This window comes from Streptomyces sp. NPDC020996 (assembly GCF_040641355.1).
GTDB lineage: Bacteria > Actinomycetota > Actinomycetes > Streptomycetales > Streptomycetaceae > Streptomyces.
Genome location: NZ_JBFADM010000057.1, coordinates 1 through 11,763, shown reverse-complemented (window position 1 = coordinate 11,763; position 11,763 = coordinate 1). Strand labels below are relative to the sequence as shown.

At 71.9% G+C, this 11,763-nt stretch carries 13 protein-coding genes; 9 read left to right on the top strand and 4 right to left on the bottom strand.

Features of this window, described 5'->3' with window-relative positions:
• Positions 1–243 precede the first annotated feature (243 nt).
• Complete coding sequence (locus AB0G63_RS30330) at positions 244–1,278, bottom strand: aldo/keto reductase (RefSeq protein ID WP_360756656.1); 1,035 nt, start codon at positions 1,276–1,278, stop codon at positions 244–246.
• Between the two features lie 187 nt (positions 1,279–1,465).
• Here AB0G63_RS30330 and AB0G63_RS30325 point away from each other — a divergent pair, with 187 nt between their 5' ends.
• The 6 genes from AB0G63_RS30325 (at position 1,466) to AB0G63_RS30300 (ending at position 5,775) form a co-directional block, all read left to right on the top strand.
• Positions 1,466–1,918, top strand: coding sequence for a VOC family protein (locus AB0G63_RS30325; protein WP_360756653.1), 453 nt, complete (start codon positions 1,466–1,468; stop codon positions 1,916–1,918).
• Positions 1,903–2,328 (top strand): nuclear transport factor 2 family protein, encoded by a 426-nt coding sequence (locus tag AB0G63_RS30320; RefSeq protein ID WP_360756651.1) that lies wholly within the window; start codon positions 1,903–1,905, stop codon positions 2,326–2,328. The genes AB0G63_RS30325 and AB0G63_RS30320 overlap by 16 nt, the downstream gene beginning before the upstream one ends.
• A 168-nt stretch (positions 2,329–2,496) precedes the next feature.
• On the top strand, positions 2,497–3,357 hold the full coding sequence (locus AB0G63_RS30315; protein ID WP_360756648.1) for a fumarylacetoacetate hydrolase family protein: 861 nt from the start codon (positions 2,497–2,499) through the stop codon (positions 3,355–3,357).
• 26 nt (positions 3,358–3,383) lie between these two features.
• On the top strand, positions 3,384–4,547 hold the full coding sequence (locus AB0G63_RS30310; RefSeq protein WP_360756645.1) for an amidohydrolase family protein: 1,164 nt from the start codon (positions 3,384–3,386) through the stop codon (positions 4,545–4,547).
• A 101-nt stretch (positions 4,548–4,648) separates the two neighbouring features.
• Positions 4,649–5,422 carry an aldolase/citrate lyase family protein gene (locus AB0G63_RS30305; protein WP_360756642.1) on the top strand — a complete coding sequence of 258 codons (774 nt, stop codon included), beginning with the start codon at positions 4,649–4,651 and terminating at the stop codon, positions 5,420–5,422.
• The gene (locus AB0G63_RS30300) at positions 5,419–5,775 is read left to right on the top strand and encodes a cupin domain-containing protein (RefSeq protein ID WP_360756638.1); all 357 of its coding nucleotides are present in this window, start codon (positions 5,419–5,421) and stop codon (positions 5,773–5,775) included. Before AB0G63_RS30305 ends, AB0G63_RS30300 begins: the two co-directional genes overlap by 4 nt.
• A gap of 67 nt (positions 5,776–5,842) precedes the next feature.
• Here AB0G63_RS30300 and AB0G63_RS30295 read toward each other — a convergent pair whose 3' ends face one another.
• The 3 genes from AB0G63_RS30295 to fdxA form a co-directional block, all read right to left on the bottom strand.
• The gene (locus AB0G63_RS30295; RefSeq protein ID WP_360756636.1) at positions 5,843–6,640 is read right to left on the bottom strand and encodes an IclR family transcriptional regulator; all 798 of its coding nucleotides are present in this window, start codon (positions 6,638–6,640) and stop codon (positions 5,843–5,845) included.
• Positions 6,641–6,851: 211 nt separating this feature from the next.
• Positions 6,852–7,961 carry an NAD(P)/FAD-dependent oxidoreductase gene (locus tag AB0G63_RS30290; protein ID WP_360756633.1) on the bottom strand — a complete coding sequence of 370 codons (1,110 nt, stop codon included), beginning with the start codon at positions 7,959–7,961 and terminating at the stop codon, positions 6,852–6,854.
• A complete protein-coding gene (gene fdxA / locus AB0G63_RS30285; protein WP_360756631.1) occupies positions 7,958–8,278 on the bottom strand; it encodes a ferredoxin in 321 nt (106 codons plus the stop codon). The genes AB0G63_RS30290 and fdxA overlap by 4 nt, the downstream gene beginning before the upstream one ends.
• Before the next feature lie 205 nt (positions 8,279–8,483).
• Here fdxA and AB0G63_RS30280 point away from each other — a divergent pair, with 205 nt between their 5' ends.
• From AB0G63_RS30280 to AB0G63_RS30270, 3 genes are read left to right on the top strand one after another with little or no spacing between them, the layout of a single operon-like run.
• A complete protein-coding gene (locus tag AB0G63_RS30280) occupies positions 8,484–9,836 on the top strand; it encodes an aromatic ring-hydroxylating dioxygenase subunit alpha (RefSeq protein ID WP_360756628.1) in 1,353 nt (450 codons plus the stop codon).
• Positions 9,833–10,363: an aromatic-ring-hydroxylating dioxygenase subunit beta gene (locus tag AB0G63_RS30275; protein WP_360756625.1), complete on the top strand. Its 531-nt coding sequence runs from the start codon at positions 9,833–9,835 to the stop codon at positions 10,361–10,363. Before AB0G63_RS30280 ends, AB0G63_RS30275 begins: the two co-directional genes overlap by 4 nt.
• Before the next feature lie 20 nt (positions 10,364–10,383).
• On the top strand, positions 10,384–11,595 hold the full coding sequence (locus tag AB0G63_RS30270) for a VOC family protein (RefSeq protein WP_360756622.1): 1,212 nt from the start codon (positions 10,384–10,386) through the stop codon (positions 11,593–11,595).
• Positions 11,596–11,763: the final 168 nt, after the last annotated feature.

The following is an 11,763-nucleotide window of genomic DNA, read 5'->3' as shown; positions in this document are numbered from 1 at the left end:
CCGGGCCAGCCCCGGCCGTACGGCAGCCGGGCCAGCCTCCGCCGTACGGCAGCCAGGCCAGCCTCCGCCCTGCGGCAACCGGGCCGGTATCCGGCGTACGGCAGCCATGCCGAACTCTGCCGTGGAGCAGCGGATCGGCCTCCGCCGTGCCGCAGCCAGTCCGGCCTCCGCCGGCGAGCAGCCCGGTCGGCCCCCGCCGGGGAGCAGCCCGGTCGGTCTCCGCCGTGCGGCAGTCGGGTCGGTTCAGCGGCGGCGCAGCGCCGCGTTCTCCAGCGGCGGCGGTGTGTAGCCGGTGTCGCGCGGGTTGAGCACGCTGCCCGGGGCGACCAGCTCGTCGATCCGGTCCAGCGCCTCGGCGGACAGCGGCCGGTCCACCGCCGTCAGCTGCGTCAGGAGCTGGTCGTGGGTGCGCGGGCCCATGACGGCCGAGGTGACGCCGGGATGGGCGAGCACGAACCGCAGGGCCAGTTCCACGAGCGTGCAGCCCTCGTCGGCGGCGAGGCGCACGAGTTCCTCGACGACCGCCAGCTTGCGCTCGCGCACCCGCGCGTCGGCGTAGTCGAAGTGGTCGCCGTTGGTCCGTGCGCGCGAGTCGCCCGCCGGTTCGGCACCGGCCCGGTACTTGCCGGTCAGCCAGCCGCCGTTCAGCGGGCTCCAGACCATGACGCCCATCCGGTGCCGCTGCGCGGTGGGCAGCGCGGCGGCCTCCGCGTGCCGGGCCAGGACCGAGTACGACAGCTGTTCCACCGTGAACCGCTCACGGCCGGTGCGCCGTGCCGCCCACTGCGCCTCGACGATCTCCTCGGCGGGGAAGCTGGACGTGCCGATCGCCCGTACCTTGCCCGCCCGCACCAGGTCACTGAGCGCGCCGAGCGTCTCCTCGACGTCGGTGCGGGGGTCGGGACGGTGGACGAGGTACACGTCGAGGTGGTCCGTGCCCAGCCGGCGCAGGCTGCCCTCCACGGCGCGGGTGATCCACAGCCGGGAGTTGCCGCGCCGGTTGCGGTCGAGCGGACCGCCGGGCATCTCGTTGTGGAACTTCGACACCAGGACGACGTCGTCGCGCCGCCCCTTCAGCGCCCGGCCGAGGATCTCCTCCGACTCGCCGGAGGCGTACACATCGGCGGTGTCGACGAAGTTGACCCCGGCGTCCAGCGCCGTCGCGACCATGCGCCGGCACTCCGCCTCGTCCGTGTTGCCCCAGGCGCCGAACATCATCGTGCCGAGGCACAGTCCGCTCACCTCGATGCCCGTCCCGCCCAGAATCCGGTACTGCACGCTCGGTCCTCGTCTTCCGTGTCGGCGCCCCCGCTGTCCCGCGCAGGCTCCCACGGCGGCGGGCCCGCGGCCGATGTCGCGCGGGGTCAGCGTTCCCGGCCCGCGTGTTGTGTCCGCAGCACATCGACCCGCGCCCGCGCGGGTGTCTAACCTCGAGGAAATTCGCACCTCTCACGATGGAGGCACTGTGGCCACCGGTCTCACCTCGGCCCGCTGGACTCACGTCGCGCTGCCCACCGGGGACCTCGACAAGGCGATCGAGTTCTACACCTCGCTGACCCCGCTGGTCGTGGTCGAGCGGTTCAAGGACGCCGACGGCGAGAGCGTCTGGCTCTCCAACGACCAGCAGGTGGAGACGCCGTTCGTGCTCGTCCTGGTGTCCTTCGACAAGGACAGGGGCAACCAGCTGGGCCTGCTGCACCCGTTCGCGCACATCGGCATCGAGGTGCCGGCGCGCGAGGACGTCGACGCCATGGCGGACCGGGCCCGCGAACTGGGCTGCCTGCACTGGGAACCCCGGCAGATGCCCGACCCCGTGGGCTACATCTGCGCCCTGAAGGATCCCGACGGCAACGTCGTCGAGATCTCGCACGACCAGCGGGTGTTCGACACCGTCCGCAGGAAGTGGGGTTCCGACTGACCGCCGACGACACCGACCAGGACCCGGGCGCGGCCACCCGTGCCGCCGTCGAGGCGTACCTCGCGGCGCTGAACGCGCATGACGCCGACGCCGTGGCGGCCCGCGTGGCCGAGGACTTCGTCAACGACCACACGTCGTCGCTGGGACGAAGCCGCCGGGGCCGCGCCGAGTACCGCGCGGCGCTGACCGGGTTCCTGGAGGACTTCGCGGACCTGCGCTACGTGCCTGAGCGCGTCCTCGTCGACGGCGACTCGGCCGCGGTGCCGTACGTCATGACGTTCCGGATGCGTTCGGCGGGCGACCGCCCCGTGCGGATCCGCGGGGTCTTCCTGTTCACCGTCGCCGGCGGGCTCATCACCCGCCGCACGGACTACTGGGACAGCGGCGAGGTACACCGCCAGCTCGCCTGACGCTTCGTCAGCCATGTCCCGAAGACCCTCAACCACCCGTCCCACCAGCAGAGATCAGCCTTACCGACACCCCGTTCGCCTGCCGCGCGGACGGGGTGTCGGCGTGTGCCCAACCGGGGCTTCCGTATCGCTTGACATGATGGCGTCTCGCAATAAAAGATGCTCGCCATGCGAGTAGTCACGACGCAGGCCGGCCTGGGCCGGATCGAGAACGGGGCTGTCGCCCTGTTGGCCACCGCTTTTCCGCACCTCGGCGCGGTCCTCGAACAAGAGGGCTCGCTGGAGTCCCTGGCGACCTGCGCGGTGCGCCGGCGCATCCCCCTCGACGAGACCGTCCTCACGGCACCGCTCGGCCGTCCCCACGCGGTGTGGGGCGTCGGGCTCAACTACGTGTCGAAGGCGGAGCTGACCGGCAGGGGGCTGCCCGAGCAGCCGATCCTGTACCTGGCCGCGTCGTCAGGGGTCCTGCCGCCCGGCGCGCAGGCGGTGATCCCCCCGGGCGCGGCCGAACCCGACTACGAGGGCGAGATCGCGGTCGTCGTCGGGCGCCGGCTGTACCAGGCGGCCGCGTCGGAGGTCTGGCCCGCCGTCGCCGGCATCACCGCCGCCAACGACATGACGGCCCGGGATGTCATGCGCACTACCGGCACCCCCGCCCTCGCCAAGAGCTACCCGGGGTTCACCCCGCTCGGCGCGTCCGTCTGCACGCCCGACGCCCTCGCCGACCGCGAGGCGATCACCGTACGGACCCGGGTCAACGGGCAGCTCGTCCAGGACGACACCAGCGCCGGAATGATCTTCCCGGTCGCCGATCTGCTCAGCAGGCTGTCCTGGTTCGCCGCGCTCGAACCCGGCGACGTCGTCCTCACCGGAACCCCGGCCGGCACCGGCCAGGACCGCGCATGCTTCCTCGCCGACGGCGACGAGGTGAGCGTCGAGGTGGACGGCGTACTGCCCCTCGTCACCCGCATCGTGCGTCCCGCGGACGCCGCACCGCGCGAGAAGCGGCTGGCCGAACCGGTCAGCTGACCGTCCCCTCACCCTGGAGCCCAGCGATGTCCCACTCCTCCAAGCCGTCCTACGACCTCGTCCTGGCCGGGGGCACCGTCATCGACCCGGCGTCGGGCACCAACGCCCGGCTCGACGTGGCGGTCACCGGTGACCGCATCGCCGCGATCGGGGAGGGCCTGGCGCCGGACGCGGCCCGCACGATCGACGTCACCGGCTCCACCGTGCTGCCGGGCCTCGTCGAGGGCCACACCCACATCTTCCAGTACGTCTCCGCCGTCGGCGCCCCCGCCGAGGAGGCCCATCTGCGGCGCGGTGTGGTCGCCGCGGCGGACGCCGGCACGGCCGGCGCCTCGACCTTCCCGGCCTTCCGCAAGCTGGTCGTCGAGGCGAACCCGATGCGCATCGTCAACTTCCTCAACGTCTCGGTGCTCGGCCTCATCGACTTCAGATTCGGCGAACTGCTGAACCCCGACACCCTGGTCGCCGAGGACGCGCTCGCCACCGCCGAGGCCCACCCCGACATCGTGCGCGGCTTCAAGATCCGGCTCTCCGAGGACGTCGTCGGCGAGAACTGGGAGTCGCTGCTGAAGAAGTCCGTGGCACTGGCCGAGCAGGCCGGGCTGCCGCTGATGCTGCACATCGGCGAGACCGCGGAGCCGCTGCCCGTCGTCCTCGACCACCTGCGCCCCGGCGACATCGTGGCGCACTGCTACACCGGCAAGCCGCACGGCATCCTCGACGGCGACCACGTACAGCCCGCCGTCGCCGCCGCCCGGGAGCGCGGCGTCCTGTTCGACTCCGCGCACGGCAAGAGCAACCTCAGCTTCGAGGTGGCCCGCCGGGCCATCGCCGACGGGTTCCTGCCCGACGTCCTCAGCTCCGACACCAGTGCCCGCAACTGGCGCGGCCCGGTGTTCGACCTGCTCACCAGCGTCTCCAAGCTGGTCGCGCTCGGCGCGCCGCTCGAGGAGTGCGTCCGCCGGGCCACCGTCGCACCGGCCCGGCTGCTCGGCCTCGACACCGAGGGCTACGGACGCCTGGAGGTCGGCGGGCGGGCCGACGTCACCGTCGTCACCGAGACCGACGAGGTCACCCTGCCCGACGCCGCGGGCAACACGATCGTCGCGCCGCGCCTGGAGCCGACGGTGGTGCTGCACGAGGGCGCCGAGGTCGACATCGTGCCGTGGCGCGGACTGCCGTCGGCCTGACCCGCCGGTGCCGACCCGACCCGCCGGCGCCGGCCCGACCCGCCGGCGCGGGCAGGTGCAGGTACACCCCCGTGACACCCGTACGTCCTGTGGAGGATCCGATGACCGCCGGTGATGTCCGTCCGCTGCGGCGCCGGCTGCGCGCCGCCCTGGCGGCGGGGTCACCCGCCGTCGGCACCTTCGTGAAGCTGGCGACGCCCGATGTGGTGGAACTGGCCGCGGCGGCCGGGTTCGCGTTCGTGGTCGTCGACCTCGAACACGCCACCCTCACCGAGCGGGACGCCGTGGACCTGGTGCGCCACGCGGCCGTCTGCGGCCTGCCCGCCCTGGTCCGGGTGCCCGAGGTGGACGCCGCCGCCGTCAACCGGCTCCTGGAGGCCGGGGCGGCGGGCATCCAACTGTCCATGCTCACCCGCGTCGCCCAGACCGAGGCGCTGGTGGCGGCCACCCGGTTCGCCCCGGCCGGCCGCCGGTCGGTGAGCCTGGCCAACAGGTCCGCCGGGTTCGGCGCGCTCCCGCTGGCCGGCTTCCTGCGCGCCGAGCAGGACGACCCGCCGGTGCTGGTGGGCCAGATCGAGACGGCGCGCACCGACCCGCTGCCGGAGCTGGTCGCCGCGCTCGACGTGTGCTTCGTCGGCAGCACCGACCTGGCCGTCGACCTGGGCCTGCCCGCGGACCCGGCGGTGCTGCGGGCCGCCGTGGACCGGGTACGGGCCGCCGCCCGGTCCGCCGACGTGGCGTTCGGCGGCTGGGCGCCGGCCCGGGACCGCGCGGCGGAGCTGGGCCTCGGCGCCGCCGACTACCTGATCGTCGGCTCGGACCTGCAGATGTTGGCGGCCGGCCTGCGGGCGGCCGCCGGAGAGGAGAAGCAGTGAGCACACGCAACGCGGCGCTCTTCGGCACCGTCGTCAACTGGGACGAACTGCCGGTCACCCAGGTGCGGCCGGGCGTCCGGCGGCGCGTCTACGCCACGGACGAGGTGATGATCTGTCACCACGAGCTGGAGATCGGCATGGCGCTCAATCCGCACCGGCACGAGGACTTCGACCAACTGGTCCACATCGCCGAGGGACGCGCGAACTACTACGTGGACGGTGTCGCGCACGACATGCGCGCGGGCTCGTTCCTGCTGGTCCCGCGCGGCAGCGAGCACTACGTGGAACCGACGGAGGCCCCCTGCGTGAACATCGACTTCTTCGTCCCGCCCCGGGCCGACCTGCTCCCCTGACCGGCATACGGCGACGGCCCCCCGCTTCATCCGCCGCGGGGGGCCGTCGCCGTATGCCGTGAACGGCTCAGCCGCCGTTGGCGACGTCCTCCGAGGTGCCCAGCCGCTGCGACAGCGCCCGGGCGGTCTCCACCAGCGCCTGGGCCATCGGCGACGAGACGTCGTCGGGAACCGTCGCCGTGGTCCCGACGATGGCGAGCGTGCCGCTGATCTTGTCGCCCTCGAAGATCGGCGCCGCGATGGTGCGGACCCCGTTGACCGTCGGGGAGTTGACCGACAGTCCGTGCTTGCGGATGGCCTCGAGCTCCTCGGTGAACTCGGGCGACCTGCGGACCGCGCGCGGCAGCGCCGGCACCTGCTCCGGGGACAGGAAGGCGAGGAAGACACGGCCCTGCGCCGAGGACGTCAGGTTCAGGCGCGAGCCGACCCGGACGCTGATGCGCACCATGTGGTCGGTGTTGTCCACCGAGCGCACCACGGTCGCCGACTCACCGTCCCAGACCGACAGCACGATCGTCTCGTCGATGCGCCGGACCAGTTCCTCCATGTACGGCTCGGCGGCGGCGACGATCGGCAGGCCGGCCCGCGCGGCCGCGGCGAGGGTGAGCACCTGGGGGCCGAGGGAGTAGAGCGAGGTGCGCTCGTCGTACCGCAGCAGGTTCGCCGCCCGCAGTGCCTTGGTGTAGCGGTGCGCGGTCGCCTTGCTGGCCCCGAGCCGCGCGGTGATCTCGTTCAGGCTCATGTGCGGCTTGCCGACCGTGAACGAGCCGAGGATCAGCGCGGCGCGCTCGACCGTCTGGATGGTCGGTGCGGTCCGGTCCGGACCGTCCTTCTCGTCGGTGCCGCGCTGCACCTTCGTGGCCATGGTCTTATCGCTCCTGTCCGAGCTCGGTTCGAGGGATGGGGACGCTGCATGGGACGCCGTATCGGATGAAGTGGTTCGGCCGTCTGCGGCTGTGCGTGCAGCGTACTCACGTTCTCCTGCCCGGGGGGCCACGACGGCGTACGGAGGTGGTGCGGGACCGGTGGCCGGCGCGCCGGGCGGGTCCGCCCGGCGCGCTTCCGCAGCGGCGTCGTCAGCCATCGGAGGAGTGCCCCGGCGTGATCGACCGGGCCGGGTCCAGCAGGGCGGCCACGTGGTTGACGGCGAGGGCGGCCTCGCCGAAGCCGATCGAGATGAGGCTGACCTTCCCGTCGTGGTCGGCGATGTCGCCGGCCGCGAAGACGCGCTCCCGGCTGGTGCGCATCGTGCGGTCGACGAGGATGCGCCGGCGGCGCAGTTCGAGTCCCCACCGCTCGATCGGGCCGAGGTCGGCGATGAAGCCGAGCGCGGCCACGACGGACTGCGCGGGCAGGGTGATCCGGTCGCCGCCGGAGCTCGCGACCACCACCTCCGACACCGCGCCGTCGACCCCGTCGCCGCAGACCTTCTCGACCTCGTACGGCGTCAGGACCCGCACGGAGGATTCCTGGACCTGCTCGACGGTGCGTTCGTGGGCCCGGAACCGGGTCCGCCGGTGCACCAGCGTCACCGACGAGGCGAGCGGCTCCAGGGACAGCGCCCAGTCCAGCGCGGAATCCCCGCCGCCGACCACCACCACGTCCTGGCCGGCGAGCTCGTCCAGCCGCGGCACGAAGTACCGCAGCCCGCGGCCCAGGTACTCGGAGCCCACCGGCAGCTCGCGGGGGACGAAGTTGCCGATCCCGCCGCAGACGAGCACCGCGCCCGCGCTGATCCGCGCGCCCGCGTCGGTGGTGGCGACGATGCCCCGGTCGGTGTCGTCGAGGTCGGTGACCCCGTGCCCGAGCAGGTAGACCGGGTTCCACCGGCCGGCCTGCTCGGCCAGCCGGTCCACCAGGTCCTGGCCGCGGACCGCGGGGAAGCCGGCCACGTCGAAGATCAGCTTCTCCGGGTACAGCGCGGCGATCTGGCCGCCCACCTCGGGCAGCGCGTCGGCGACCGCGACGCTCATGCCGCGGAAGCCGGCGTAGTACGCGGCGTACAGCCCCGTCGGCCCGGCGCCGATGACGAGCAGGTCGACGGACACCTCGGGGCCGGCGCCCGGGGACGAGGAGGGGCCGGCGCCCGGGGCCGGGGCGCCCACGGCCGTCGGCCCGGCGCCCGGCGCGGGAGCGGCGGCGCTCGATGCGGGAGCGGCGGCACCCGGCGCCGCGGGCCCGGTCACGCGACCGCCTCCGGGTGGTCGTGGCCGACCCGGCCGACCTTGCGCGCCCCGCCGGGCGAGCCGAGCGGCTCGGCGCCGAGTCCGAGGGTGAAGAACTCGGCGTTGATCCGCTCGAACTTCTTGCTCTCCTCCGGCAGGTCCTCGTGGTGGAAGATCGAGATCTGCGGGCACACCGGTTCACAGCGCCCGCACTCGACACATTCGTCGGGCTGGATGTAGAGCATCCGGTCGCCCTCGTAGATGCAGTCGGCCGGGCACTCCTCCATGCACGACTTGTCCATGACGTCGACGCAGGCCTGAGTGATGACATACGGCACGAGCTTTTTGCCCTTCACACGGTCGCACGGAATGCGAGACGGTGTCTTTCAATGTGAAATTGGATGATGACGACGCCGGCCTGGCATGTCAACCGCCGGTTGAATGCTTGACAGCCTGGGTGTGCTAGGGGACGCTACTGCGACATACGAGATGGCGTCTCACAGCACGCCACTCGGGTCGGGACTTGTGAGAGGCAAACTCCCCATGGTCAGCAATCCCCGGACCGTCCCAGCGCCGATGATCGTCGAGGACTGGGACCAGCTCACCTTCCGGGTCAACCGCGAGGCCTACCGCAGCGCGGAGATCTTCGCCCGGGAACGCGGCTGGGTGTGGATGCACACCTGGCTCTACCTCGGGCACGAGACCGAGATCCCCAACCCCAACGACTTCAAGGTCCGCACCCTCGGCGGACGGCCGCTGATCTTCTGCCGGGACAGCGCCGGCGAGGTGCACGCGTTCCTGAACTCCTGCCCCCACCGCGGCACGGTGCTGTGCCGCGAGAGAGAGGGCTCGGCCAAGCTCTTCCAGTGCTTCTACCACGCGTGGACGTTCCGCAACAACGGCGAGGTCGCCGCGATCCCCGACGCCGGCGCCTACGAGTCGAGCGACGAGTTCCGCGCGTCGATGGCGCTGCGCAGCGTGCCGCGCCTGGAGATCCACGAGGGGTTCGTCTTCGTCTCCTTCGACCCCGACGTCCCGCCGCTGCTCGACCACCTCGGCGACGCGGCCGACTACATGACGATGATCGAGCAGCAGCACACCGGCGGCATGACCACCCTGCCCGGCACCCAGCTCTACAACGTCCGGGGCAACTGGAAACTCGCCGTCGAGAACGCGATGGACGGCTACCACTTCGCGCCGACCCACAACACGTTCGTGGGCTACCTGCGCGAGAGCGGCTACGCCGTCACCGACGACGACCAGTACGCCTACGACCTCGGCAACGGCCACGGCCTGCTGGTCCTGACCGGCCACGGCGGACGGATCAGCATGGTCTGGGAACCGCGCTTCGGCGAGGACGAGCGCGTCCGCACCGAGCGGCACCGGGCCGAGATGACCGAGCGGCTGGGCGAGAAGCGGGCGCACCACGTGGCCGACGAGAGCCACATCCTGTTCGTGTTCCCGAACCTGCTGCTGTTCGACATCGAGGGCCTGTCGATCCGGCAGCTGGAGCCGGTGGCGCCCGACCAGACCGACGTACGGGCCTGGCAGCTGGTCCCGCGGAACGAGGACCCCGCCACCCGCGCCCTGCGCATGAAGACCGTCGTCAGCTTCGTCGGCCCGGGCGGCCTCGCCACCCCGGACGACATCGAGGCGTACGAGGCGGTCCAGCGCGGCATCCAGGCCACGGCGGGCACCGCGGCGCCCGAGCTGGACTACAGCGACATGTCGCGCGGCATGGCCGACGAGGTCAAGGGCGTACAGGGCAGGTCGGTCGACGAGGGCGCGATGCGCGGCTTCTGGCGGCACTGGATCGACGCCATGGGCATCGACGACGGGCTGGAAGTGCACGGCGAGCGGCCGGCGTCCTTCCTGGCCGGGAGGGACGTGCGATGACGACCGTCAGCAACCCCGGTTCCCACACGGTGCTGTGCGCGGGACGCACCGTCACCCGGCCGGAGGTGGAGGACTTCCTCTACGCCGAGGCCGACATCCTCGACCACTGGGACTACGACGGCTGGCTCGCCCTCTTCGAGCCCGGCGCCCGCTACGAGATCCCCACCACCGACCACCGGCCCGGCTGGTCGCCGCACGAGACCGGATCGTTCGTCGACGACGACTGGGACCTGCTGCGCGCCCGGGTCAAGCGGCTGAAGTCCCGCAAGGCGCACGCCGAGAACCCGCACTCGCGCACCCACCGCATGGTGTCCAACGTACGGCTGTCCGAGCACACCGAGGACTCCTTCCGGGTGTCGGCGTCGTTCATCGTGCACCGCGCCCGCGACGGCCACTTCGACGGCTACGTCGGCTGGTACGAGCATCTGCTGGTGCCCACCGACGACGGATTCCGTTTCCGGCTGCGGCGCTCGCTGCTCGGCCACGAGTCGCTCGCCGCCGGCGCCCGGCTCAGCTTCATCCTCTGACCGGCGACGGAAGGGACCCCATGATCCGACACACCCTGTCCTTCCGTTTCGCCGACGGAACCGACCAGGCCGTCCGGGAGTCCGTACTGGCCGAGCTGCGGACCTTCCCGGACCGCTACCCGGCCATGCGCGGCTTCCTCCTCGGCGAGAACATCAGCACCCGCGACCAGACCTTCACCCACACCATGGCCGTCGACTTCGACAGCCAGGACGACCTGCTCGCCTACCTCGGCAGCGAGTTCCACGAGACCTTCGTGCGCACCCGCTGGCGGCCCGTCATCGGCAACCAGGCCATCACCTCGTTCGAGTTCGCCGAGCGTCCGTCGCTCGCCGCAGGAAGGACACCGCCGGTGAGCACCCGCCCGCACGGCCCGTACGGCATGGAGTACGCCCGCATCGAGGTCCCCGACATGCAGGCCGCGATCGACTTCCTGGAGTACCACGTCGGACTGCAGCTGGAGCAGCGCACCGACGAATACGCCTACCTGCGCGCCGACATCGAGCACCACGCGATCGAGCTGATCCACGCCCCCGAGCGCACCGAGGGCTGGACGACCGCCGTCGGCTACAGCGTGGAGAGCGAGGAGGTCCTGGAACAGCTCCACAAGAGCGTCCTCGACGCCGGCCTGGAGGTTCTCGAACTCCAGGAGCGGCAGCGGGCGCTGTGCGACAACGGCTTCGCGGTGAAGGACCCCAACGGGCTCGTCGTCGAGCTGTTCACGGAGTTCCAGGAGTACGCCGAGCCGCCGCACATCGAGATCCGGCCGCTCGACCTGGTGCACCCCTTCATCGCCACCGCCAAGTACGAGGAGACGCTGGACTTCTACCAGAACGTCCTGAAGTTCCTGCCCTCCGACTACGTCGTCGGCTCCACCACGTTCTTCCGCTGCGAGGACCGCTACCACCACAGCCTCGCGGTGCAGAACAACACGGAGCACTACGTCGCGCACCTGTGCTTCGCGATGAAGAGCCTCGACCACGTCATGCGGATGCGCGCCCGCGCCCTCTACAAGGGTGCGCCGATCGCCTCCGACATCGTCAACCACTCGGCGTCGACGTCGATCGCGTTCTACATGCACGACACGCGCTTCGGCCCCCGGTTCGAACTGTGCGACGCGCACCGGGTGTTCACGCCGGAGGAGCACGAGACGCACCGGCCCCGCAGGATGCCGGCCGACCCGCGCAACATCGACGTGTGGCGTCCGGCCGCCGACGACTGGGGACGTTTTTGAGGCAGCGGCTGCTCGACGTCCTGCGGCTGCTCGACACCACGCCCGCCCCGCGCGGGCGGGAACGGACGGCGGCGCACCGGCTGCGCGCCTGGTGCGCGGACCGGTGGCCGCACATCGACTGGCAGGTGCTGGAGCACGGCCCCGTGGGCGGCAGCCTGTTCGCCGCGG